Source organism: Nocardioides bruguierae (assembly GCF_023554635.1).
Classification (GTDB): Bacteria; Actinomycetota; Actinomycetes; order Propionibacteriales; family Nocardioidaceae; genus Nocardioides; species Nocardioides bruguierae.
The window spans coordinates 66,197-89,041 of record NZ_JAMJPH010000027.1 but is presented as its reverse complement, the minus strand read 5'-3'; the positions used below and the strand labels follow the sequence as shown (position 1 = coordinate 89,041).

Below are 22,845 nucleotides of genomic sequence, written 5' to 3'. Positions count from 1 at the left end.
CAGATCGCCGCCGAGCTCAACGCCCGTCCTCGCAAGACACTGAAGTGGCGCACCCCCGCGGAGGAACTCGACGCACTACTGTCGGGCGAGTCAGATCCACCTGTTGCGACGACAGGCTGAATCCACCCGGCGTGTCGGCTGCAGAACGTCACGGACTACCGGGGAGGCGCTACCGGGGAGGCGCAGTCGGGGAAGCGCGGTCACCAGGACGTCGTCGGGCCACCCGGCAGGACGACGCGGACGGCGGGCAGGGCAACGGGCACACAGCTGAGCGCGTCGAGGTCGCAGCGCTGGGCGCGCGGGCGTGCCGTGCCGGTGGCGTTGTCGGTGGCGACCAGCACCGTGGCCTCGTCGGGCAGGGCAGCGACCCGCCAGGCGGGCCCCGCGGGCAGGTCGAGCCGCGACCAGGCGCCTCCGTCGGCCGGCTGCACCTCGACCCGGCCGCCGCGGGCACGCAGCACGCGGCCGCCGTCCGGGCTGAAGGCGAGGAGACCGACCCCGGCGTCGACGGCCCGGGCGTCGGTGCCCTCGCCGGTCCCGGTCAGCCCGGCGAGGTGCAGCGCCCCGTCGCCGTCGGTCCAGGTCACGCCACCGGGCCAGGTGGGGTGCTGCAGCCCGGAGGTCGCCTCGGGACGCAGACGTAGCTGCTGCAGGGTGCCGTCGGGCAGCATCCGCAGGCTGGCTCCGCCCACGAACGAGACGAGGGCGGCCCCGTCGTCCGAGACGCCTGCCAGCGTCGCCGAGCCGCCGGCGTCGCAGCAGGTGATCCTGCTGGTGAGCGGGAGGCTGCGGGTGCGCTCGCCGCTGTCGAGGTCCTGCACGACGACCCGCACGGTCCGCCGCAGCGACCCGTCGGCCAGGGTGGTCTCGCGCACGGTGCGCAGCCACGCGGCGTGGCCGCCGCGCGGTGCGAGCCGTAGCCCCGCGCCCTCCTCGGGGCCGAGCCGCAACGCCTCCTCCTCCGGCCCGGTCAGCACCTGGACGCCCTCGTCGGAGCGCACGGCCAGCACCCCGTCCGCCCAGCTCAGCGCCGTGGGCCTGGGCATCGCGACGAGGTCGCCACTCCACACCAGGCCACGCTGGTCGACGGCGCCGCCGCGCCAGTAGGGCACGGACGGCGCCATGCCCGTCGCCGGTTCCTCCGCCCGGACCGGCGTGCTCCTGGGCTCGCTCCCGCGCAGCACCAGCACACCCGTCACCGCCGCGGCCAGCAGCAGGGCCAGCCCCACCACGACCACGGTCACCTGTCGTCCTCCGGTGTTCTCCATGCCCGTGGGACGACGGTCAGCGACGGAAGGTTGTGCCCGGCCGTCAGTCCGGCAGCTGCACCGTCGCCCGGGGGAAGTCCTCCTCGACCTCCTCGCAGACGCCGGTGGAGACGTCGCAGCGCTGCTCGGAGAAGATGCGGGTCTCTTCCCGCCACCAGTCCTTCACGTCCAGGACGAGGAGCTCGGACTCGCTCGCCCAGGCGACCGGCACCCAGTCGCCCCGTGCCTCGGGGAGCGTCGGTGCCGCGTCCTCACCGGTCCTCAGGTCGGAGACGAGCAGCCCCTCGTCGTCGTTGCTCCAGACCCGGGCGTACCAGCCACCCCCGGGCGACAGCGCGCCCCAGGGCAGGCTGGTCTGCGGCAGCACCATCGACCCGCCCACGGTGCCGTTCGGGCGCAGGGACGCCAGCGCGGCTGCTCCGTCCGTCTCGATCTCGACCAGCGGCTCGCCGAGGGAGACACCCGAGCGCCCCGTGACCGGGTCCCCGCCCGACGTCACCTCCTGGAGGCGCCCACCCGGGCGCCAGACCCGCAGCGGGGTGCCGGTGATGACGACGGTCCCGTCGTCCCACGCGGCCTGGACCCGCCCGCCGGAGATTCCTTCCCCGGGGTAGTCCAGCACCGCGGTGCGCTGGACCTCGCCGGTGTCCAGGTCCATCCGGGCCACCTGCACGGTCACGTCCTCGCCGGCGGTGGTGTCGTCGAACGCCAGCTGCTCGATCCAGGCCACGGTCCCGCCGTCGGGTGAGACCTCCACCCCGCTCACGTACAGCGGGGAGCCTGCGTCGTCGGTCGCCACGGGCAGCGGCTGCGGCTCGGAGCCGTCGCGGGTCCACACCGGCACCACGTCCGCGTTGCCGCCGTGGAGGACGACGGTGCTCCGCGCCCAGGTGAGCCCGAGGTAGGGGTCGTAGAGCCGCAGTTCCTGGCCGCCGACGTAGAGGCGGCCCTGCCACACGTAGGGCACGACGTCGCTGTGATCCGCGTCGTCGGTGGCGGAGTCGGCGTCGGTGGCGCCCTCGCTCGCGGTGGGTCCGGCTGCCGGCGGCACCGACCCGTCCCGGTCGGGCAGCGCGACCAGGGCCGCGACGGCCACCACGGCGGCCACCACGGCGGCCGCGGCGCCCAGCACGTAGCGGCCGCGCCGGCTGGAGGCGTCCTGCCGTGCCTGTCGCACGATGCCGAGGGTGTCGACCCTCGGCTCGCCGACCTGCTCGGCCACACCGCCGAGCTCGGCCTCGAGGAGCCGCTCCAGGTCCGTCTCGGTGCTCATCGCTCCCCCTCCTGCTGCTCCAGGGCGCTGCGCAGGTTGCGCAGAGCCGCGCTCGACGTGGACTTCACGGTGCCGCGCGCCATGCCCAGCGCCTCGGCGATCTCGGCCTCGGTCAGCTGCCCGTAGAAGCGCAGGACGACGACGGCGCGCTGCCGCTCGGGCAGCGCCAGCACGGCGGGCCAGAGCGTGAGCCGGTCGTCCGCGCTCGTGCCCGTGGGCGCCGGCAGGTCCGGCGGCGACTCGACCAGTCGCTCCCGCCGGACGCCGGGCCTCCGGCGTCCCGAGAGGAACGCGTTCATCATGACCCGACGCGCGTACGCGTCCGGGCTGTCGGCCCGCGCCACCTTCCGCCACGCGCCCCACAGCTTCTCCAGCGTCGTCTGGACGAGGTCCTCGGCATCGCCGGCGTGCCCCGTGAGCAGGTACGCGGTGCGGTAGAGCGCAGCGGACCGAGCGGCCACCAGCTCCTCGAAGGAGCCGGGCCTCCCGTCGCTGCCCCTGTCTGTCATCAGTGCCTCCACGCCCTCCCTGACGCAGCTCCGACGCGAGCGGTTCAGTCATGCCCGGCCGGACGTCAGGATGTCCGGTCCCCCTCCCCCCTCCGGTGGCGTGACCCCGACGCCCTCGAGGCGTTGTGACGCTTGACACGTCAGCAGCGGACCCCGGAGGCTCAGCGCCGGGGGAGCTCGGAGCCCACCATCAGAGAGAGGACGGCGATGGCCGACTCGTTCTTCAGTGCCTTCTCGCCCCAGGAGATCGCCCAGATCAGCGCCCGCGGCACCAAGGTGAGCCTGCCCGCCGGGTGGGCGCCCATCTCCGAGCGCACCGGCGCGGACAAGGCGTACGTGATCCTCGAGGGCCAGGTCTCGGTCCGCTCGCACGGCGAGGAGGTCGCGGTGCTCGGGCCCGGCGACATCGTCGGGGAGGCCGCGATCATGAACCAGTCGCTGCGCACCGCGAGCATCGTGGCGCTCACCCGGCTCGAGCTCATCCACTTCACCCCGGAGGCCCTGCGCGGGCTGGCCGACGAGATGCCGTCCTTCGCCCAGGCGCTGGAGCACACGGCCCGGGAGCGGTTCGGTGGGCAGGCGTGAGCGGTCCGCCGCGCCCGAGACGGTCGCGGACGCCGCGGACCAGCACGGGGACGAGCACGCGGGCCAGGACCCGGGCCAGCACCCGGACCTGACCGACGAGCCGACCGTCGACCTCGTCCTGGCGCCGCCCGACGACCGCGCCGAGACCACCCGCGGGCTGGTCGCCGCGCTGGGCAACGTCGAGGAGCTGCTGCTGGGCGGGCCCCCGCACCTGACCCGCGTCGAGGTCGCGGCCCGCGCCGGCGTCCCCATGGACGTGGCGGAGTCGCTGTGGCGCTCCCTGGGGTTCGCCCACGCCGACGACGACCAGGTCGCCTTCACCGACGCCGACGTCACCGCCCTGCGGATCACCGCCGAGCTCGAGGCCCTCGGCGTGCTCGACCCCGGCAGCCGCACCGCGCTCGTGCGCACCTGGGGCCGCTCCTTCGCCCGGCTGGCCGAGTGGCAGACCTCCCTGCTCGCCCGCGTCGCGGTCAGCCAGATGGACGAGGTGCAGGGCGACCCGGCCCTGCTGCTCCAGGCCCTGGCCGACGAGGTGCTCCCCCGGGTCGAGCGGCTCCAGTCCTACGCCTGGCGCCGGCACCTGGCCGCGTCCGCCACCCGACGGCTGGCCTCCGGGGAGGAGGTGCCGGAGGACCCGGCCTCCGACCCGATCCTCAGCCTGGCCGTCTGCTTCTGCGACATCGTCGGCTTCACCAGCACCGCGCGCGGCCTGCGCGAGCCCGAGCTGGTCGACTTCATCGAGACCTTCGAGGACGCCTGCGCGGAGGCGGCCGTGGACCACGGCGGGCGCATCGTGAAGAGCATCGGGGACGAGGTGCTGCTGGTCGCCGACACCGTGGAGGAGGCCCTGCGGATCGCCTGCGACCTCACCGCCCGCGGCGAGGACGAGGACGACCCGTTCCCCCGCGTCCGCGTCGGCATCGCCTACGGCGAGGTCGTGGCCCGGCTCGGCGACGTGCTCGGCCCGGTGGTCAACGTGGCGGCCCGCCTGACCTCGATCGCCCGCCCCGGCGCGATCCTCGTGGACGACGGCGCGGCCGAGGTGCTCGCCGACGCCCCCGACGTCCGCCTGAAGCGGCTGCACCGCACGACCGTCAAGGGCTACCGCAAGCTCCAGCCGTGGCTGGTGCGACCGCCCGAGCCCCCGCCGCCGGCGGAGGAGTCTCCGGAATGAAGGCACCCGACCGCTGCTGACGGGGGACACAGCAACGGCCGGGTGCGGGGGTCACGCTACGGCTCCGGAGCGGTGCCGCCAAACCCCCTGGCGGGTCAGCGGATGGTGACCTGGCGGCCCGCGTAGCCGTCGCGGGCGGAGCGCTCCTCGGAGGTGAGCTCGCGACCGCCCTCCAGCTCGGCGAGCACGGCGGTGAGCTTCTTCTCGAACGCCTCCGCCGGCTCCTCCAGCGCCTCGGCGCCGGTGCCGAGCGGGAGGTCCCAGACGGGGGTGAGCAGGCCGTGGGCACGGAACATGCCGACGAACCGGGCGCCCTCGACGAGCACGTCGTCACCGGTGCGGTGCAGGATCGCCAGCGCGGAGAGGAGCACGTCCTCGGCCTCGGGGCGGGTCCAGCGCAGGAACTCGCGGTCGCCCATGTGCGTCCAGTAGGCGCTGGTCACGCCGGTGAGGCGGGCGGTCGGGGCCGCGGCGCCGTTGGCCTGGTCGAGGGCGGCCGCGAGGGCGTCGCGGTCCTCGGCGGCGGCGTCGGCGATCCAGTAGTCGAAGCCGTCGTGCACGGTGACGGTGAGCGCGGTGTCGGTGACCATGTCCTGCAGGCGCGGGGCGTCGAGGCCCGGCGCGGAGGTGAGGCCGACGATGCCGCTCTCGCCGGCCTCGGCCTTGGCGATCGCTGCGGTGAGCACGGCGCCCAGGTCGCGCGACGGGTCGCCGTAGGCGTGCTGGACCTGCAGGCCGAGCCAGATGTCGCCGTTCTCGCGGACCAGCGCGGGGGCCGCTCCGGGGAGCAGCGTGCAGAGCAGGACCTCGCGGTCGCCGGCGTCCGTGACCGTCAGCGGCGCGGTGCCGGCGGGCACCAGCTCGCGCAGCGCGACGACGTCGGTCTCCGAGGCCATGCCCTCGAACGGACGGGAGACGAAGACCGGGGCGGGGCCACCGGCGGCGCCGTGGCAGGCCTTGTAGCGACGGCCCGAGCCGCACGGGCAGGGCTGCCGGGGGCTGATGCCGTCGGAGGAGCCGGCGGCGGGGGCTGCGACGCGGTTCTTGCGGGACTTCTTCGCCATGGGCGCGAACCTACCGCGAGCCCCGGCCGGGAGCCGCCTCCGCGGGCGCCGCTACTCCGGCAGGGCGTCCACGAGGCTGCGCAGGTGGGCGGGACGGTCGGAGATGACGGCGGTGACCCCGAGGTCGAGGCAGAGCCGGAGGTCCTCCTCGGTGTTGACCGTCCACACGTGCAGCTCGTGGCGGCCGTCGCCCAGCCGCTTCGCCAGCCGGGGGTGCTCGCGCAGCAGCTCGATGCCGGGGCCGAGGATGCGGTCGCCCGGCACCACCTGGCGCAGCATCGGCCACATGGCCTGGCGCTCGATCAGCTGCACCAGCGGCAGCCCGGGCGCCATCCGCTCGACCCGCTGGAGCGCGGTGTAGCTGAACGACATGACCCGGACGGGGCTGTCGGGGCCGTCCCACCCGAACTCGCGCAGCAGCTCGACGACCTTCTTCTCCACCAGGCCGCCGTAGCGGGTGGGGTGCTTGGTCTCGATCGCGAGCCGCACGGGGCGGTCCTGCGCCGCCACGACCTCGAGCAGGCGCCGCAGGGTCAGCACCCGGCCGCGCTCGGGGTCCAGGTCGGGGCGCTCGTCGTCCATCTCGGCCCACGGGTGCTTCCAGGACGCGAAGTCCAGCTCGGAGAGCGTGGCCAGGTCCATCGTGGAGACGACGCCGCGGAACCCGGTGGTGCGGCGGGTGCTGCGGTCGTGGACGCAGACCAGGTGCAGGTCCGCGGTCAGGCGGACGTCGCACTCCAGGCCGTCCGCGCCCTGGGCGAGCGCCGCCTCGTAGGCCCCGAGCGTGTGCTCGGCGTGGTCGTGGCTCGCACCTCGATGGGCCAGCACCTGCGGACGCATGCCGGCCATTGTGTCGTGCCGGTCGGGGACGCCGGGGCAGGACCCGCCCCGGGAGCCCAGGTCAGTCCTGGCCGCGCAGGTACCGGCCGAAGTGCGGCACCGTGAAGGAGATGCGGCCCCGCTCGCCGGAGTAGATCAGCCCCTTCTTCATCAGGGCGTCGCGCGCCGGCGAGAGCGACTGGGGCTTCTTGCCCAGCACGGCCGCCACGTCGGACGTGGCCACGGACTCGACCGTCTCCACGGCCGGTCGGGCACCGGTGTCGGGCTGGTCGCTCGCCGGCTCGGCCAGCGGAGCCAGCTGCGCCGCCGCGTCCGCCATGGCGCGCAGGTAGTCCCGCTCGGCGGGCGTCGCCCGCTCGTAGCGGGAGCCGAAGAACCCGACCGCGAGCTCGGCCTCGGCCTCGGGGGCGGCGACCTCGACGTCCTCGGCGGTGATGGGGCTGCGCGGGGCGAGGTCCCACACCGTCTTGCCGTAGGCCTGGATGAAGTAGGGGTAGCCGCCGGTGGCGCGGTACATCGCGGCCAGGCCGTCGGGGGTGAACTCGGCGTCCTCCTCGGCGGCCGGCGCGGCGAGCGCACGGTTGGCGGCCTCGGTGGTGAGCCGGTCGATGCGTGCGTAGCGGAAGAGCCGCTCGGAGTAGGACTTGGACGCGCTCAGCACGGCCGGGAGGTGCGGGAGCCCGGCCCCCACGACGATGACGGGCAGGCCCTGCTGACCGATCTCGTGGACGGCGGCGCACAGGGCCGAGACGTCGGCCGGGCCGAGGTCCTGCATCTCGTCGATGAACACGGCCACGCCCTTGCCCACGTCGGCGGCCAGGCCACCGACGTCGGTGAGCAGCTCGACGAGGTCGATCTCGATGTCGCCGGAGTCGGCCCGCCCGCGTGCGGCCGGCACCTCGATCCCGGGGCTCCACCGGTCGCGCAGCTTCGCGTCCGCGCCCGCCTCGCGCTCGACGAAGGCGCGCAGCACGCCGAGCACCTGGTCGGACTCCTCCGCCGACGGGTGCCCCAGCTCGCGCACCGCCTGGTGCAGGGCGCCGGCGAGCGGCCGTCGCAGCGTCTGGTCGGGCCGGGCCTCGAGCTTGCCGGTCCCCCACCCGCGGCGCACCGCCGCTCCGCGCAGGGCGTTGAGCAGCACCGTCTTGCCCACGCCCCGCAGGCCGGTGAGCACCATCGACCGCTCGGGCCGGCCCCGCGCCACCCGCTCGAGCACCACGTCGAACGTGCTCAGCTCGGTGTCGCGCCCCGCCAGCTCGGGCGGGCGCTGGCCGGCGCCGGGGGCGTAGGGGTTGCGAATCGGGTCCACGATGGGACCGTATCCGGCTCTCTAGGCGATCCGGCAGATTTCACTAGCGGGTCTGATCGAGCTCTCGTCCGGCAGGAGCCCGACAGAACGGGGCCCCCAGTCGCCGCGCCGGCGGGGGCCTTCCCGCATTGGTCGAACGTTCGACGAACCTGACGGCCCTTGATCGATCGTTCGACGATCCCCGGCCCGGGCCCTCCCACGCCGAATCAGCCTGAAACTGCCGTTTCACATTGCCGCAACACGAGTTCCCTACGGTCGTCGTCATGAAGATCCTCGTCGTCGGCGCCGGCATCGGCGGAACCTCGATCGCGCTCGGGCTGCAGCGGCACGGCATTGAGGTGGAGATCGTCGAGCAGGTCCGGGAGAACAAGCCCGTCGGTGCCGCCATCTCGCTGTGGTCCAACGGCATCAAGTGCCTCAACTACCTCGGCGTCGGCGAGCAGGTCGCCGCGCTCGGCGGGCGGATGGACCACCTCTCCTACGCCGACGCCCTCACCGGCGAGACGCTCTGCGACTTCCCGCTCGCGCCCGTCCACGAGGGCACGGGCCAGCGGTCCTACCCCGTCGCGCGCGCCGACCTCCAGGCGATGCTGATGGAGGCCGTGGGCGTCGAGAACATCCGTTTCGGCGCGAAGGTCGTCGACATCACCCAGGACGACGACGGCGTCACCGCGACCTTCGCCGACGGCTCCACCACCACCGCGGACCTGCTGATCGCCGCCGACGGAGCCCGCTCCCGCACCCGCGCCCACGTGCTGGGCCACGACGTCGAGCGCAGCTACACCGGCTACACCAACGTCAACGGGCTGGTGCCGGCCGACCCGGCCATCACCGGCACCACCCACTGGACCACCTGGGTCGGGGAGAACCGCCGCTGCGCCGTCATGCCCGTGGCCGGCGACCGCTTCTACTTCTGGTTCGACCACGTCACCCCCGCCGGCGCCGACGTGCCGCGCGAGAAGGTCGTCGACGAGCTGCGCTCGGTGTTCGGCCACTGGGCGCCGCCGGTGCAGAAGCTCATCGACGCCATCGAGCCCGGCACCGCCAACCGCGTGGAGATCTGGGACCTCGACCCCATCCACACCTGGGTCCGTGGACGCGTCGCCCTGCTCGGCGACGCCGCGCACTCCACCGCCCCCGACATCGGCCAGGGCGGCTGCTCCGCGCTGGAGGACTCGGTCGTGCTCTCCGGCCTCCTCGCCGCCCACCGCGACGACCCGCTCGCCGCGCTCACCCGGTACCAGGCCGCCCGCACCGAGCGCGCCGCCGAGCTGGTGCTGAAGGCCCGCAAGCGCTCCGCCGTCACCCACGGGCACGACCCCGAGGCCACCCAGGCCTGGTACCGCGAGCTCGCCACCGAGGACGGCACCGGCGTGATGGCCGGGATCGTCGGCAACATCGTGGGCGGACCCTTCGCCTGACGGCCCCCGGTGGTCGAGGTGCGAGGAGCGCCGGCGACGAGCCTCGAGACCGCCGGCGCACGGTCTCAGCGCAGGAGCGGGTCCAGCCCCTGGACGAGCGGCAGCAGGTCCTCGACGGCCGCGACGGCCACGTCGACGCCCCCGGGCGCGCCGACGAGCCAGACCGCGGCGTGCACGTGACCGGTCTCGTCGGTGACGGCCACGGCGAGGGAGGCGCAGCCGGGCGCCACGTCCTCGCGGCGGTGGACGTAGGCGGCGCCGCCGGCGCGCAGCTCGCCGAGCGCGCAGGAGTCGAGCACCTGGTTCAGCTGGGCCTCGCCCACGGGCGGCGGGAAGTCCTGGTCGACGTCGCGGAACCGCACCAGCTCGCCGTGGTAGGTCACCAGGTGGATGCCGACCCGCACCCGCAGCCGCAGGCCGGCGAGCACGTCCCGGGCGGCCTTCACCAGCACGGGTGACTCACCGGCGCCCGCCGCGTCCACGAAGACCCCCATCCGCACCCCCAGCGCGAAGCCCTGGAGCCCGGGCAGCCGCACGAGGTACTCCTCGGCGACCAGGATGTTCACCAGCCGGTAGACGGTGGCCGGGGCCATGCCGAGGCGCTGGGCGATCTGCTTGGCGGTGACCCCGTCGCCCTCGACGGCCACGGCCTCCAGCACCCGCAGCGCGCTCTGGACGGCCCGGGGCTGGCGTCCGCCGATGATGCCGCCGTCCCCCGCGGGCGGCCCGGCCGGGGCGTTCACGGGCGGGTCCCCGGAGAACGATGAGCACCAGGAGCACCGGGAGAACGGCGAGCACCGGGGGCGTCGGGCCGCAGGACGTCGGCGCGGGTCGGCTCGTCGTAGAGGCCCAGCGCGAGCCCCCGGCGACGGGCGCGCCGACGCCACAGCGCCAGCGCGGCCCCCACGACCAGCCCGTAGGCCACGAACCCGCCGACGGCCCAGGCGCCGCCGGTCGCCGCGCCCCACAGCACGATCACGACCAGGACGCCGGCCACCACCCGTGGCACCACGGCACCGAGCCGGGTGCGCTCCTCCAGCCGACCCAGCAGCGCGGGCGCGGCGAGGCAGACCAGCACGTAGCCGAGCAGGTAGCCGAACGCCGACATGGTCATCACCAGCACGAACAGAGCCGGCACGGAGAACCCGACGAGCAGCAGCACCGCCGGCACGACGGCGAGGTGCGCGCCGACCAGCACGATCGCCGCGGACGGGGTGCCGCTGGCGGCGCTCACCCGCCCCAGCACCGGCGGCAGCAGCCCCTCGCGGGCCATGGTGAACACGATCCGGGCCAGGGCGGTCACCGAGCCCAGCGCGCAGGCCACCCAGGAGGCGGTGATGCCGAGGTTGAGCAGCAGCTCCAGGGCGGGGGCGCCGTCGCCGCCGGCCAGGCTCCACGCCAGCCGGTCGGAGGTGCCGCCGGCCGCGAGGTCAGCACCGAAGAGCAGGCTCGCGACGACGTAGAGGCTCGCCGCCACCAGTGGGGTCCACCGCACCGCCCGGGGCACCGTCACCATCGGCTGGCGCGACTCGCTGGCCAGGGTCGTCGAGGACTCGAACCCCACGAACGCCATGGTCGCCAGCAGCAGCGCCACGCCCCACTGGCCGGGGGCCAGCGCGGTGGTGAGGCCGGCGGAGATGGACAGGTCGGAGGCCGCCACGACCACCAGCACCACGAGGACGACGGTGATCGCGACCGTCTCGGTCACCAGCACCGCGCGCGCCGAGGCCCGCACGCCGCGCACCAGCAGCACGACCACGCCCACGGCCGCCAGCACCGCGGCCACCGCGCTCAGCCCCGGTCCGGGGTCGCCCAGGGGTCCGGGTGGTGACCCGAGCAGCCGCGCGCCGTCGTCCAGGGCGGCGAGGCCGAACTGGCCCGCCCCCAGCACCCCCACGCACGCGGCGCCGCCGTAGCCGATCGCCATGGCCGCGCCGGCCACGACGCCCGGGCCCGGCCCGAGGCCGCGCACGGTGAAGCCGTAGAGCCCGCTGACGCCGACCATCCGCCCGGCGAACACGTTGACCGCCGCACCGACGCCCGTCATCAGCACAGCGACGAGCGCGAAGACGAGCGCGCTCCACGCCCCCGCCACGGGGTGGACGACGGCGGGCACGGTCACCATCACCGCCGACGGCGCCACCGCCGCGACCGACTGGGCGAGCACCTCGGGGAAGGCCATGGTCCGCCGCGCCAGCCCGCTGACCGGCGAGCGGCGCAGCAGGGGCGAGGGGGACGGAGCCGGCATGGCGGGCAACCTAGTCGGCCCGACGACGCCCCCCGGCAACACACGTGTGAACGCGCCGCGTCGCCGAATGAGAATCCGCAGGGCCCCCGAGCGAGACGGCCCCGCAACACGATTCCCGACTGAGGTCGCAGGCCTTTCACGCCGACGAGACACAGCCGCAAGGCGGGCTCACCAGGCTGGTGCCGACCGCCGGACGGGCAGCGCAGCCCGGGCCCGGCACCGCACCCGCTCTGACTGCGAGGAGGTCCTCGTGACCACCAGCCCCACCGGAACCGGAGGCCGTCTCACCGGCTCCCTCGGGCCCGGCGCCATCGTCTTCATGGTCGTGGCCGCCGCCGCGCCGCTGACCGTCGTCGCCGGCACCGTGCCGATCGGCATCGCCGCCGGCAACGGCGCGAGCTTCCCGGCGACCTACGTCGTCTGCACGCTCGTGCTGCTGCTCTTCGCGGTCGGCTTCACGGCCATGACCAAGCACGTCCGCTCGGGCGGTGCGTTCTCCACCTACATCGCGCGCGGCCTGGGCCGCCCCGCCGGCGTCGGCGCCGCCCTCCTGGCGGTCGTCTCCTACGCCACGATCCAGCTGGCCGTGTACGGCTTCATCGGCGCGGCCACCGGCGCCCTGGTCACCGGCCACGGCGGCCCGGACCTGCCCTGGCCCGTGTGGTCGCTGCTCGTCCTCGCCGTCGTGGGCGTGCTCGGCTACCGGCACATCGACCTCTCCGGCAAGGTCCTCGGCGTCCTGCTGGTCGCCGAGGTGGCCGTCGTCCTGGTGATGGACGTCGTCATCGTCGCCCGCGGCGGCGGCAGCAGCGAGGGCCTGGCGACGGCGGCGTTCAGCCCGACCTCCTTCACCACCGGGGCCCCCGGCATCGCGCTGATCTTCGCCGTGGCCGGCTACATCGGCTTCGAGGCCACCGCGATCTTCCGCGACGAGGCCCGCGACCCCGACCGCACCGTGCCCCGTGCCACCTACGCCGCGCTGCTGGTCATCGGCGTCTTCTACGCGTTCTCCGCGTGGGCGCTCGTCTCGTGGTGGGGGGACGCCGGCGCCGTGGCCCGTGCGGCCGCGGACCCCGGCACGATGGTCAGCGAGACCGCCACGCTGGTGCTCGGCTCCGCCGTCGGCGACGTCGTCGAGGTGCTGCTGGTGACCAGCGTCTTCGCCGCGATCCTCTCCTTCCACAACGTGCTCTCGCGCTACCTGTTCACGCTCGGCGACCCCGACTCGGAGGTGGCCGTGCTGCCCGCCGGGCTCGCCCGCGCCCACAGCAAGCACGCCTCCCCGCACGTCGCCTCGGTCGCCACCACGGTGATCGGCCTCGTCCTGCTCGCCGGGTGCGCCGTCGCCGGCCTCGACCCGGTCAACGAGATCTTCACCTGGTTCGCCGGCATGGCCGTCGTGGGCCTGCTCGCCCTCATGCTGCTGACCTCGCTGGCCGCGCTGGTCTTCTTCAGCCGCCACCGCGGCCTGGCGCCCGCCTGGTCCGGCCTGGTCGCCCCCACGCTCGCCGTCGTCGGCCTCGGCGTCCTCGTCGTCATGACCCTCGACAACCTCACGCTGCTGGTCGGTGGGTCCTCCACCGTCGCGGCCGTCTTCGAGGTCGTCCTCGCCGGGTCGTTCCTCGTCGGCGCCGTCGTCGCCGGCCTGCCGCCCGTCACCAGCGCCGTCTCCAGCGCCGTCACCAGCACCACCGCACCGCTCGCCACCGACCCGCTCACCCAGGGAGAGTCCGCATGACCGCCACCGCCCACTCCAGCACCGCGTCCACCACGGCTCCGAGCACGGAGCACCCGCTCTCCATGCTGAGCGCGGCCGAGATCGCCGCGACGAAGGCGATCGTCGAGGCCGCCGGCCTGCTCGGCGAGCAGGTCCGCTTCGGCTACATCGGCCTCGATGAGGCCCCCAAGGCCGAGCTGCTCGCCTGGCAGCCCGGCCAGCCGTTCACCCGGTGCGCGACCGCCGTCCTCGTGGACCGCGCGACCGGCGGCGTCACCACCGCCACCGTCGACGTGACCGCGGGCGTGGTCGTCTCCACCCGCGTGGTCGACACCGCGGCCGAGGGCCACGGGCCGATCCTCGACGAGGAGTTCGAGGACATCGAGGCCATCCTGCTCACCTCCGACGCGTGGCTGGCCGCCCTGGGCAAGCGCGGCATCGACCCGATGATGGTCCGCGCCGTGCCGCTCTCGCCCGGCAACTTCGGGTACGAGGACGAGGTGGGCCGCCGCATGTGTCGCGTGCTGGCCTTCCTCCAGCTCGACGACGCCGACCTGCCCTGGGGCCACCCGATCGACGGCGTCTGCGCCTACGTCGACCTCACCAAGGGCGAGGTCTTCCACGTGGACGACAACAAGGTGATGGACGTGCCGACGGAGCGCGCCCAGTGGGACGCCGAGCCGCACGCCTCCCCGACGCGCACCGACCTCAAGCCCATCGAGATCACCCAGCCCGAGGGCCCCTCGTTCACGGTCACCGACAACCTGGTCGAGTGGGCGAACTGGCAGTTCCGGTTCACCTTCGACGCCCGCGAGGGCCTCGTGCTGCACCAGATCGGCTGGAAGGACGACTCGGCGCCCGGCGGCGTCCGGCCGATCATCAACCGCGCCTCCATCCCCGAGATGGTCGTGCCCTACGGCGACCCGCAGCCCTCGCGCTACTGGATCAACTACTTCGACCAGGGCGAGTACGTCTTCGGCCGCTACACCAACGCCCTCGAGCTGGGCTGCGACTGCCTCGGCGACATCACCTACGTCGACGCCGAGATCTCCGACGAGCAGGGCAACCCGCGCACCATGCGCAACGCCATCTGCATGCACGAGGAGGACTACGGCGTGCTGTGGAAGCACACCGACCTCTTCAACGGCATGGCCGAGACCCGCCGCAACCGGCGCATGGTGATCTCGTTCTTCGTCACCATCGGCAACTACGACTACGGCTTCTACTGGTACCTCTACCTCGACGGCACGATCGAGCTCGAGGCCAAGGCCACCGGCATCGTGTTCACCTCGGCCTTCACCGGCCCCGACGGGTTCGCCACCGAGATGGCCCCCGGCCTGGGCGCACCGTTCCACCAGCACCTGTTCTCCGCCCGCCTCGACATGGCGGTGGACGGCCACGTCAACGCCGTGGACGAGGTGGACGCCGTCCGCGTGCCCGTCGGCCCCGAGAACCCGCACGGCAACGCGTTCCGCCAGCAGCACACCCGGCTCAAGACGGAGCAGGACGCGATCCGCGACGCCGACAACCTCAAGTCGCGCACCTGGCTGATCACGAACCCGGAGAAGAACAACCGCCTGGGCCAGCCGGTCGGCTACGCGCTGCACCCCGAGGGCCAGCCCGCCCTGCTCGCGGACCCCTCCTCGGTCATCGCGCAGCGCGGCGCCTTCGCCACCCACCACCTGTGGGTCTCCGCGCACGAGGACGGCCAGCGCTGGCCCGCCGGCGAGATGGTCAACCAGTCCACGGGCAAGGACGGCCTGGACTCGTTCGTCGCCGGTGACCGCGACGTCGACGGCGCCGACCTGGTCGTGTGGCACACCTTCGGCCTCACCCACTTCCCGCGGCCCGAGGACTGGCCCGTCATGCCCGTCGACATGACCGGCTTCAAGCTCAAGCCCGTCGGGTTCTTCGACCGCAACCCCGCGCTCGACGTGCCCTCCGGCACCACCCCGCACTGCCAGGGCCGCGGATGAGCGCGCGCATGGTCCTCGTCGGCCGACTGGCCGTCGTCCTCGCGCTGACCAGCGTCACGCTGCACGTGGTCGCGACGTTCGACCTGCCGCTCGCCCTCGCGCTCGGCATGCTCGTCGCCGCGGCCGCCTGCCTGTCGTGCGTGCCCGCGCTGTGGCGGGGCGGGAGCGTGATGACCTGGTCGATGGCGGCGGGCGTGAACGTCGCCATGCTGGTGGTGCACGGGGTGGCGATGTCGTCGATGACCACCTCGTCGTCCTCGTCGTCGGGGATGGCCGGGATGGCTGACATGAGCGCCCACGACCACGCCGCGGCGCACGCCTCCGGCGCGGGCTGGGACCTCATGCACGTCGCCTCCGTCGTCGCCGGTGCCGAGGTGCTCCTGGCGCTCGGCGCGCTCGCGACCCTGGCCGTCGCCGCCCTGCGTCGCCGTCGGGAGGTCCTCGCCCCCGCCTGATCACCGCCGGTGGTCGAGGTGCGAAGCCGTCCACGGCTGAGCCACGAGACCCCCGCACCCGGCTTCGGCACTCGCCGTCGTCAGGTGCGGGGGGTCTCGTGGTTCCTCGCCAGGACTCGCCAGGGCTCGTCACACCTCGACCACCGCCGGTCGACCACCGCCGGTGGCGTGATCGGCCTAGAGTGAGCCCGTGCCCGAGCTGCCCGAGGTGGAGTCGCTGGCCCACGACCTGGGCCGGCGCCTGGACGGCCGCGCGATCGTGAAGGTCCACGTGCCGCAGTTCTCGGCGCTGAAGACCTTCGACCCACCCGTCTCCGCGCTCGAGGGCACGCTGGTGGACCGCGTGGGCCGGCACGGCAAGTTCCTCGACATCGAGGCCAGCGGCGTCCACCTGGTCCTGCACCTGGCGCGGGCCGGGTGGATCAGGTGGCGCGACGAGGTGCCGGCGCTGCCGCCCAAGCCGAGCACGAAGTCGACGCTGGCGGTGCGCCTCGTCCTGGATGACGGCTCCGGGCTCGACGTCACCGAGGCCGGCACCCGCAAGAGCCTGGCGCTGTACGTGGTGCGCGACGCCCAGGAGGTGCCCGGCGTGGCCAGCCTCGGCCCCGACCCGCTGACCGACGACTTCACCCGCGAGAAGCTGGGCGAGATCCTCGCTGCCGAGGGCCGCAAGCAGCTCAAGGGCGTGCTGCGGCACCAGGGCACCATCGCGGGCATCGGCAACGCCTACTCCGACGAGATCCTGCACGCGGCACGGATGAGCCCGTTCAAGCCCGCCGACAGCCTCACCGACGACGAGCTGACGACCCTCTACGACGCGCTGCGCGGCACGCTCGGCGAGGCCGTGGCGCGCTCCGCCGGCACCGCCGCGTCCGAGCTGAAGAGCGAGAAGAAGACCAACATGGCCGTGCACGGTCGTACCGGGCAGGCGTGCCCGGTGTGCGGTGACACGGTGCGCGAGGTGTCGTTCGCCGACTCCAGCCTCCAGTACTGCGCGACCTGCCAGACCGGAGGCAAGCCGCTGGCCGACCGCAGGATGTCCAGACTGCTGAAGTAGGTGGTGAGGGCAGGGGTGAGGCCTCGACCCCTACAGTGGCCACACCTGCCCGGTCGGGCAGCCCCCTCGAGCCCTGGAGCGCCCGCCATGATCCCCACCGTCAGCATCGACGGGGTCCCCGACCCGCTCCCCGAGGACCTGACCATCCTGGACGTGCGCGAGTACTCCGAGTGGGAGGCCGGGCACGCCCCGGGCGCCCTGCACATCCCCATGGGCGTGCTCCCGGTGCGCCTGCAGGACGTGCCGCAGGACCGGCTCCTCGTCGTCTGCAAGGTCGGCGGCCGGTCGGCCCAGGCGGCGATGTACCTCGTCCAGCAGGGCTACGACGTCATCAACCTCGCCGGCGGCATGGAGGACTGGGCCGCGGCCGGTCGTCCGCTCGTCTCCGAGAACGGCGACACCCCGGCCGTCGTCTGACGACGTGGCTGCCGGTCGAGCCACACGCCGGGCTCAGCCGTCGCTGCTGTCCTCCGCGCACGTGGTGGTGAGGTAGGACAGGAAGGCCGCGAGGTCGGTCGCCTCGTCGTCGTCCACCTCGTCGAGGGCGTCCAGCGCGTTGTCGGCGTCCCCGGACTCCAGCGCCCCCACGATCGCCTCGTAGCCGCGCCGCGCCTGCTTGCCCATCCCGGACGGCGTGCCCGTGTCGAGGATCTGGTCGGTGGCCTCGGTGTCGTCCGCGGCGTCGACGTCCAGCGAGGACCAGGCCGAGCAGAAGGCGCTCGTGCTGGCGTCCTCCGGGCCGGCGGTGTCCTCGGCGTCGCTGCCGCAGCCGGCCAGCAGCACGCCCACGAGCGCCAGCGGGGCGAGCACGGAGGCCAGGGAGCGGGTTCGACGACGCACCGCGCCACCGTAGCCAGGCGGGGGAAGCCTGCGGGACGTCGGCCCCGTCGACGGTCCTCAGCGCCCGTCGTCGAACGCCGCGGGCAGCGGCACGCTCAGGACGGCCGGCAGCCCGTCCAGGTAGTCGCCGCGCGGCACCTCGACGATCCCGAGGCTGCCGAGGTGGTCGGTGCGCCACTGCACGTCGATGAGCCGGTCCCCGGCGTGCTCGTCGCGCAGCAGGTCCACCAGCCCGACCAGCGCCACCTTGGAGGCGTCGGTGACGCGGTGGAACATCGACTCGCCCGCGAACAGCCCGCCGATCGCGACGCCGTAGAGCCCGCCGACCAGCTCACCGTCCTGCCAGGCCTCCACGGAGTGCGCCCAGCCCAGGTCGTGCAGGCAGGAGTAGGCCTCGACGATGTCGTCGTCGATCCAGCCGTGCGGGCGGTCGGGGTCACCGCAGGCGAGGACGACGTCGGTGAAGGCCGTGTCGACCCGGATCTCGAAGCCGCGCAACGAGCGGCGCAGCGAGCGGGAGACCCGCAGCCCCTCGAGCGTCAGCACGCCACGCTGGACCGGGCAGAACCAGTACATCGGGTCGCCGTGCGCACCCGAGGGCATCGGGAACAGGCCGCTGCTGTAGGCCCGCAGCAGGGTGCCGGGCTCCAGGTCGGCGCCGACGCCGACCAGGTCGTCGTCCGCGTCGAAGCGTCGCCGGTCCGGGAAGGACCAGGGCGTGGGGGGCGGCTGGACGGGCACCCCACGACCGTAGTCCCCAGGGGGGTGGGTGGTTGCCCACCCGGACGTTGGGCAGGATCGAGCACATGAGTCGCAGCCGCAGCCTCGTCGGAGCCGTGGGACGACGTGTGGCCCCCAAGGTCACCGGCGTGGCCCCGGGGCTCACCAGCACGTTCGTCCGGCAGGCCCTCGAGCGGGCCATCGCCGGCGTCGGGCCGCTGCCCAGCGCCGCCGCCGCGGCGAGCACGGCGCTGACCGAGCACGGCGGGGACGCGGAGAAGGCCGTCCGCAAGATCACCGAGGACCACACCCGCTACGCCGGGGCCCAGGGGTTCGTCACGAACATCGGCGGGCTCGTCACCAGCACCGTGCTCGTGCCGGCCAACATCTCCGGCCTGGCGCTCGTGCAGTCCCGGATGCTCGCGGTCATCGCCCACCTGCGCGGCTACGACCTGGAGGACCTGCGCACCCGCAACGCGATCCTGGCCCTCCTGCTCGGCGAGGACCGGGTGGACGACCTGGTCAGCGACCGGACCCTGCCCGCGCCGCCCATGGCGCTGGCCACCGCCCCCGCGCACGACCGGACCCTGCACGAGCAGCTGGGCACGCTGGTGGCCACCGAGCTCGTCGAGCGGATGGTCGGCAAGCGCGCCGCGGTCACGATCGGGCGCCGCGTCCCGTTCCTCGGCGGCGTCGTGGGCCTCGGCGCGGACGGCTACAGCACCTGGAAGGTCGGGCGGTACGCCGAGCGGGAGCTGCTCGTACGGCGCAAGGCCTAGCCAGCCAGGCGCAGCGGTCGGGTCAGGAGCGGCGCAGCACCCGGCGGTAGACGCGGTGCAGGCCGCGGCCGGCGCGGGAGCGACGCACGCCCCGCAGCGCCTTCTCCTTGGCCCGGCGCCAGCGGTGGGCCCGGTGCAGCTCGGCCCGCAGGTGCTCGATCTCGCCGTGCAGGCGCGCCTCGTGCTCACGCATGGCCACGCCCTCGACGAGCAGGGCGGTGATGGCGTCCACGGCCGCGTCGGCCACCTGCGACTCCCGCGGGGAGTCGGGGTCGGCCCAGCGGGTCGGCGGGGGCCCGGGGTGCAGGTCCGCGAGGTCACCGACGACGTCGTAGCCGCGGCGGCGCACCTCGTCCGACCACTGCTCGCTCACCTCGACCGCCCACGGGTGGACGTCGGGGGGCAGGGCCAGGCGCGGGCTGCCCGAGCGGGCGGAGAGGGTGCGGTGGGCGAGCAGCTCGCGCACGAGCGGGCGGTAGTCGGCCGGCGGCACGACGCCGGTGGCGGCGGTGTTGATCCGCCGCACCAGGGCCGCCTCGGGCACGCCGAGGGAGGCGTTGGCGCGGTCGGCCTCGAGGTCGAGCTCGATCCCGTCCAGGCCGAAGGCGCTGGAGAACCGCTGCCACAGCAGGTCGCGGTCGGCGCCCGAGGGCGGCACGGTGATCAGGTGCACCCGCTCGGGCGGCAGGTCGCCGACCCAGCGGTCGAGGATGGCGGGAATCTCCTGCGCGGCCCAGAACCAGCTGGAGACGCGGGTCGGCCGGGCGGGGTCGCGCAGGTCGGCCAGGAACTTCTCGTAGGTGAGGGTCGAGCGGTGCTTGACCGTCTCCTGCCACTCGGCGGGGACCTGGCGCACGAGGTCGCGCACGGAGATGAGGACGTGCACCTCGGCGCCGTCGGGGTCACCGGGGGCGTGGCCCAGGTCGGCCAGCGCCTGCGCGGCCTGCGTGCGGGTGGCGGTCGCGAGGATCTCGTGGCTGACGATCGAGGTGCCCTCGAAGGCGCGGACCTGGGCGGCCAGCTGCTCCCAGCGGCCCACCGCCTCGGTCTCCAGGCCGCCCCAGGGCAGGTCCATGAGGTCCAGCGCGGCCAGGAAGTGGGCGTCGAACCGGTCGGCGGGGTACAGCACGCCCGCCCGCTCCAGCGCCGGCCGCGAGCGCCACAGCACGTCCTGCAGGTAGGACGTGCCGGTCTTGGGGGTCCCGACGTGGAGGAGGACCTTCGCGCTCACCGGGTGCCCCCTGTCTCGTCGTCGTGCCTGTGCTGGTCGTGCCTGTGCTGGTCGTGCCCGGGTTCGTCCTGCTCGTGCGCCCGCTCGGTGCCGGTCAGCATCCGCAGCGCCAGGGAGAGGACCCCGACCTCGTCGGGCTCCGCGGCGTCGCGCCCGGCCAGGGAGCGCAGGTCCGCCACGAGCAGGCCGGGGTCGCCGTGCACAGGGTATCCGGCGTCCTCGAGGCCCCGACGCTGCCGTCTCGACTGCCGCTGGACCCATCGGTGCAGCTCCGCCGGCACCCCCAGGGCGGGGCCGGGCAGGCCGTCGACGCGCGCGAGGAACGGCCCGCGCATGAGGTGCCGGCCCCGGGCGCGGGGCACCCGCAGCGCCAGGGTCGCCGAGACCCGCCGGGCCAGCTCGACGGCGTCGGCGGGCACCCGCGGGGGCGGCGGGAGGTCGCGCACCCGCAGCAGGCCGGGCAGGAGCGCGGGGTCGAGGACGATGCGGACCGACTCCGGACCCAGGTCACCGGCGCGTCCCGGCCGCTGCGCGCGACGCTCGGCCCGCACGGCCGCCAGGCCGGCGGGGTCGGCGCCGCGGGGCAGGAGGTCGCGCTCGGGCAGCTGACGCACCCACGCCGGCCAGCCGGTGAGCCGGCCGCGGCCGGAGAAGGCCAGGGCGGTCCAGCTGTCGGTGAGCATCGTGGCGAGGTCGGCGCCCAGCACGACGAGGCCGGCGTCCGGGTGACCCAGGCGCACGCCGCGCGCGTGCACGCTGCGGCGCAGCAGGTCGGCGCGCCAGGGGTCGCCCGAGACGGCCGGACGACGGCGGGCGAACCGCCGCGCGGGCGGGCGCTGCGGCGCCTCCTGACCACGGCCGCCACCGGCGGCGACGAGGTCCTCGGCGAGCAGCGCGGAGGCGAGCCGGACGAGCTCGGGGCGGGGCAGCAGGGTCGGGTCGACCGGGGCGTAGCCCCAGCCGCGGTCGGGCACGACGCCGACGAGGTCCAGCTCGGGCCGCCCGCGGCCGGGCGGCGAGGTCGTGAGCACCCGCTCGACCAGCGCGTCCTGCGGGCGCGCCGCGGGGCCGGCGTCCGCCCGGAGCTGGAGGTTGAGGCGACGCAGCAGCTCCAGCTGCTGGGCGCCCGGGAGGGTGCGCGCGCTGGGCTCGGCCGCCCCGGCCCACGCGGGCCAGGTGGTCGTGCCGCCGTCGCGCAGGTGGGCGAGCCAGCCCCAGGCGCGGGCGGCCCCGTCCGTCACGAGCCGCCGAGGCGCTTGACCAGGCGGCCGGCCTTGGCGGTCGCGCTCTCGTGCGGGTCGGGGCGCTCGCTGGCGGAGAGCAGGGCCACGACCAGCGCGTCGAGCGAGGCCTCCAGGACGTCGGCGGGGTCGGCCTTGTCCGGGTTGGCCCACGCCTCCTGGGCGTCGACCCCCTCGGGCGCGGTGGGCCACACCGGCTTCAGCTCGTCCAGGTCGCCGATGACGTCGACGCCGGCGCCCTCCGCCCACTCGCGGGCCCGCTCGGCCATCTCCTCGACCCACTCGTAGTCGCGCGGGGGCACGGTGATCTTCTGCATGTTCTCGCGCTGGGCGAGGTGCTGGTGAGCGAGGGTCTGGCGCACGAGGCGGCGGTAGTCGTCGTCGAGCAGCTGCCCGCGCAGGCGGCGGTTGAGCTTGCGCAGCAGCGTGGTCTCCGCGGCGCCCATCGACTGGTTGGCGCGCTCGGACTCCTCCGGCCCGGCCGCCGGGTCGACGCCCACGGCGCGGCAGAACCGGTTCCACAGCTCGTCGCGCGGGGCGCCCTTCTGCGGCACCGTCACCAGGTGCACCCGCGAGGGCTCGAGGTTGGCGCCCCAGCGGTTGAGGACGTCGGGCAGCGACTGGACGCGCCAGAACCACATCTCCGACGGCGTCGTGCGGGTCTCGCGCAGCTTGGTGAGGTAGCGGTTGTAGGGCGTCTTGCCGCGGTGCTTGACGTGCTCCTGCCACTCCGCAGGGATCTGTCGGCCCAGGTCACGGGCGGTGTAGACGACGTGGACCTCCATGTCGGAGAGGTCCTTCATCGCCCGCTGCACCTGCTCGGCGGAGGCGCCGGCGAGGATCTCGTGGCTGATCAGGATGTCGTCGTCGCCGCGCAGCGTCCGCTTGACCAGGCCCTCCCACTCGCCACCGGCGCGCTCGAGCAGGCCGCCCCAGGGGCGCTGGATGAGGTCGAGGGCGGGCAGGAACATGTCGGAGCGCACCCCGATCGGGTACCGCACCCCCGCCTTCTGCAGGCTCTCCCGGTTCGTCAGCCACCGGTCCTGGAGGTAGGTGGTGCCGGTCTTCGGGGCTCCGATGTGCAGGAAGACGCGCCTGGTGCTGCTCACGCGCCCGATTCTGCCTCACCCGTCGA

At 74.5% G+C, this 22,845-nt stretch carries 22 protein-coding genes; 9 read left to right on the top strand and 13 right to left on the bottom strand.

Translation table 11 applies throughout. From position 1 onward, the window contains the following. Positions 1-200 precede the first annotated feature (200 nt). The 3 genes from M8316_RS15545 to M8316_RS15535 are packed head-to-tail and all read right to left on the bottom strand — an operon-like array spanning position 201 to position 3,050. Positions 201-1,268, bottom strand: a complete 1,068-nt coding sequence (locus tag M8316_RS15545) for a WD40 repeat domain-containing protein (protein ID WP_250056029.1) — start codon at positions 1,266-1,268, stop codon at positions 201-203. 43 nt (positions 1,269-1,311) lie between these two features. Next, positions 1,312-2,541 carry a hypothetical protein gene (locus M8316_RS15540; RefSeq protein ID WP_250056028.1) on the bottom strand — a complete coding sequence of 410 codons (1,230 nt, stop codon included), beginning with the start codon at positions 2,539-2,541 and terminating at the stop codon, positions 1,312-1,314. Continuing rightward, the gene (locus M8316_RS15535; RefSeq protein WP_250056027.1) at positions 2,538-3,050 is read right to left on the bottom strand and encodes a SigE family RNA polymerase sigma factor; all 513 of its coding nucleotides are present in this window, start codon (positions 3,048-3,050) and stop codon (positions 2,538-2,540) included. The genes M8316_RS15540 and M8316_RS15535 overlap by 4 nt, the downstream gene beginning before the upstream one ends. A gap of 207 nt (positions 3,051-3,257) precedes the next feature. On the opposite strand from M8316_RS15535, the gene M8316_RS15530 reads away from it, so the two are divergent. Continuing rightward, a complete protein-coding gene (locus M8316_RS15530) occupies positions 3,258-3,635 on the top strand; it encodes a Crp/Fnr family transcriptional regulator (protein WP_250056026.1) in 378 nt (125 codons plus the stop codon). Next, entirely contained in the window at positions 3,622-4,812 is a 1,191-nt protein-coding gene (locus tag M8316_RS15525) for an adenylate/guanylate cyclase domain-containing protein (RefSeq protein WP_250056025.1), read from the top strand. The genes M8316_RS15530 and M8316_RS15525 overlap by 14 nt, the downstream gene beginning before the upstream one ends. A gap of 95 nt (positions 4,813-4,907) precedes the next feature. On the opposite strand, the gene M8316_RS15520 is transcribed toward M8316_RS15525, so the two are convergent. From M8316_RS15520 to M8316_RS15510, 3 genes are all read right to left on the bottom strand, one after another. After that, on the bottom strand, positions 4,908-5,876 hold the full coding sequence (locus M8316_RS15520) for a DUF5926 family protein (RefSeq protein WP_250056024.1): 969 nt from the start codon (positions 5,874-5,876) through the stop codon (positions 4,908-4,910). A 51-nt stretch (positions 5,877-5,927) separates the two neighbouring features. Beyond that, positions 5,928-6,716, bottom strand: a complete 789-nt coding sequence (locus M8316_RS15515; RefSeq protein WP_250056022.1) for a glycerophosphodiester phosphodiesterase — start codon at positions 6,714-6,716, stop codon at positions 5,928-5,930. A 61-nt stretch (positions 6,717-6,777) separates the two neighbouring features. Beyond that, positions 6,778-8,025: an ATP-binding protein gene (locus M8316_RS15510; RefSeq protein WP_250056020.1), complete on the bottom strand. Its 1,248-nt coding sequence runs from the start codon at positions 8,023-8,025 to the stop codon at positions 6,778-6,780. A 263-nt stretch (positions 8,026-8,288) separates the two neighbouring features. On the opposite strand from M8316_RS15510, the gene hpxO reads away from it, so the two are divergent. Next, positions 8,289-9,446, top strand: coding sequence for an FAD-dependent urate hydroxylase HpxO (gene hpxO / locus M8316_RS15505; protein ID WP_250056018.1), 1,158 nt, complete (start codon positions 8,289-8,291; stop codon positions 9,444-9,446). 65 nt (positions 9,447-9,511) lie between these two features. On the opposite strand, the gene M8316_RS15500 is transcribed toward hpxO, so the two are convergent. Next, positions 9,512-10,189 carry a helix-turn-helix domain-containing protein gene (locus tag M8316_RS15500; RefSeq protein ID WP_250056016.1) on the bottom strand — a complete coding sequence of 226 codons (678 nt, stop codon included), beginning with the start codon at positions 10,187-10,189 and terminating at the stop codon, positions 9,512-9,514. Beyond that, positions 10,186-11,694 carry an APC family permease gene (locus M8316_RS15495; RefSeq protein WP_250056014.1) on the bottom strand — a complete coding sequence of 503 codons (1,509 nt, stop codon included), beginning with the start codon at positions 11,692-11,694 and terminating at the stop codon, positions 10,186-10,188. Before M8316_RS15495 ends, M8316_RS15500 begins: the two co-directional genes overlap by 4 nt. Before the next feature lie 250 nt (positions 11,695-11,944). On the opposite strand from M8316_RS15495, the gene M8316_RS15490 reads away from it, so the two are divergent. The 5 genes from M8316_RS15490 to M8316_RS15470 all read left to right on the top strand — a co-directional run bounded on the left by M8316_RS15490 (position 11,945) and on the right by M8316_RS15470 (position 17,316). Further along, the gene (locus tag M8316_RS15490; RefSeq protein WP_250056012.1) at positions 11,945-13,432 is read left to right on the top strand and encodes an APC family permease; all 1,488 of its coding nucleotides are present in this window, start codon (positions 11,945-11,947) and stop codon (positions 13,430-13,432) included. Next, positions 13,429-15,387, top strand: coding sequence for a primary-amine oxidase (locus M8316_RS15485; protein ID WP_250056010.1), 1,959 nt, complete (start codon positions 13,429-13,431; stop codon positions 15,385-15,387). Before M8316_RS15490 ends, M8316_RS15485 begins: the two co-directional genes overlap by 4 nt. After that, entirely contained in the window at positions 15,384-15,842 is a 459-nt protein-coding gene (locus tag M8316_RS15480; protein WP_250056008.1) for a hypothetical protein, read from the top strand. The genes M8316_RS15485 and M8316_RS15480 overlap by 4 nt, the downstream gene beginning before the upstream one ends. Before the next feature lie 190 nt (positions 15,843-16,032). Continuing rightward, positions 16,033-16,899, top strand: coding sequence for an Fpg/Nei family DNA glycosylase (locus tag M8316_RS15475; RefSeq protein ID WP_250056006.1), 867 nt, complete (start codon positions 16,033-16,035; stop codon positions 16,897-16,899). An 87-nt stretch (positions 16,900-16,986) separates the two neighbouring features. After that, positions 16,987-17,316 (top strand): rhodanese-like domain-containing protein, encoded by a 330-nt coding sequence (locus M8316_RS15470; protein WP_250056004.1) that lies wholly within the window; start codon positions 16,987-16,989, stop codon positions 17,314-17,316. 33 nt (positions 17,317-17,349) lie between these two features. Here M8316_RS15470 and M8316_RS15465 read toward each other — a convergent pair whose 3' ends face one another. Together M8316_RS15465 and aat are read right to left on the bottom strand one after the other, a co-directional pair. Further along, complete coding sequence (locus M8316_RS15465; protein WP_250056003.1) at positions 17,350-17,739, bottom strand: hypothetical protein; 390 nt, start codon at positions 17,737-17,739, stop codon at positions 17,350-17,352. A 57-nt stretch (positions 17,740-17,796) separates the two neighbouring features. Beyond that, entirely contained in the window at positions 17,797-18,480 is a 684-nt protein-coding gene (gene aat / locus M8316_RS15460; RefSeq protein WP_250056001.1) for a leucyl/phenylalanyl-tRNA--protein transferase, read from the bottom strand. A gap of 65 nt (positions 18,481-18,545) precedes the next feature. Between aat and M8316_RS15455 the strand changes: the two genes are divergently transcribed. After that, entirely contained in the window at positions 18,546-19,238 is a 693-nt protein-coding gene (locus M8316_RS15455) for an EcsC family protein (RefSeq protein WP_250055999.1), read from the top strand. Positions 19,239-19,260: 22 nt separating this feature from the next. Here M8316_RS15455 and M8316_RS15450 read toward each other — a convergent pair whose 3' ends face one another. From M8316_RS15450 to M8316_RS15440, 3 genes are read right to left on the bottom strand one after another with little or no spacing between them, the layout of a single operon-like run. Then, positions 19,261-20,469, bottom strand: a complete 1,209-nt coding sequence (locus M8316_RS15450) for a hypothetical protein (RefSeq protein ID WP_250055997.1) — start codon at positions 20,467-20,469, stop codon at positions 19,261-19,263. After that, positions 20,466-21,710, bottom strand: coding sequence for a hypothetical protein (locus M8316_RS15445; RefSeq protein WP_250055995.1), 1,245 nt, complete (start codon positions 21,708-21,710; stop codon positions 20,466-20,468). The genes M8316_RS15450 and M8316_RS15445 overlap by 4 nt, the downstream gene beginning before the upstream one ends. After that, positions 21,707-22,819 (bottom strand): hypothetical protein, encoded by a 1,113-nt coding sequence (locus tag M8316_RS15440; RefSeq protein WP_250055993.1) that lies wholly within the window; start codon positions 22,817-22,819, stop codon positions 21,707-21,709. The genes M8316_RS15445 and M8316_RS15440 overlap by 4 nt, the downstream gene beginning before the upstream one ends. Between the last annotated feature and the right edge of the window lie 26 nt (positions 22,820-22,845).

Bases quoted from the DNA above. Each gene is read 5' to 3' on its own strand.
- M8316_RS15495 (WP_250056014.1), bottom strand. From the start codon at position 11,694: ATGCCGGCTCCGTCCCCCTCGCCCCTGCTGCGCCGCTCGCCGGTCAGC.
- M8316_RS15535 (WP_250056027.1), bottom strand. From the start codon at position 3,050: ATGACAGACAGGGGCAGCGACGGGAGGCCCGGCTCCTTCGAGGAGCTG.
- M8316_RS15480 (WP_250056008.1), top strand. From the start codon at position 15,384: ATGAGCGCGCGCATGGTCCTCGTCGGCCGACTGGCCGTCGTCCTCGCG.
- M8316_RS15485 (WP_250056010.1), top strand. From the start codon at position 13,429: ATGACCGCCACCGCCCACTCCAGCACCGCGTCCACCACGGCTCCGAGC.
- hpxO (WP_250056018.1), top strand. From the start codon at position 8,289: ATGAAGATCCTCGTCGTCGGCGCCGGCATCGGCGGAACCTCGATCGCG.
- M8316_RS15520 (WP_250056024.1), bottom strand. From the start codon at position 5,876: ATGGCGAAGAAGTCCCGCAAGAACCGCGTCGCAGCCCCCGCCGCCGGC.
- M8316_RS15545 (WP_250056029.1), bottom strand. From the start codon at position 1,268: ATGGAGAACACCGGAGGACGACAGGTGACCGTGGTCGTGGTGGGGCTG.
- M8316_RS15540 (WP_250056028.1), bottom strand. From the start codon at position 2,541: ATGAGCACCGAGACGGACCTGGAGCGGCTCCTCGAGGCCGAGCTCGGC.
- M8316_RS15455 (WP_250055999.1), top strand. From the start codon at position 18,546: ATGAGTCGCAGCCGCAGCCTCGTCGGAGCCGTGGGACGACGTGTGGCC.
- M8316_RS15470 (WP_250056004.1), top strand. From the start codon at position 16,987: ATGATCCCCACCGTCAGCATCGACGGGGTCCCCGACCCGCTCCCCGAG.
- M8316_RS15530 (WP_250056026.1), top strand. From the start codon at position 3,258: ATGGCCGACTCGTTCTTCAGTGCCTTCTCGCCCCAGGAGATCGCCCAG.
- M8316_RS15515 (WP_250056022.1), bottom strand. From the start codon at position 6,716: ATGCGTCCGCAGGTGCTGGCCCATCGAGGTGCGAGCCACGACCACGCC.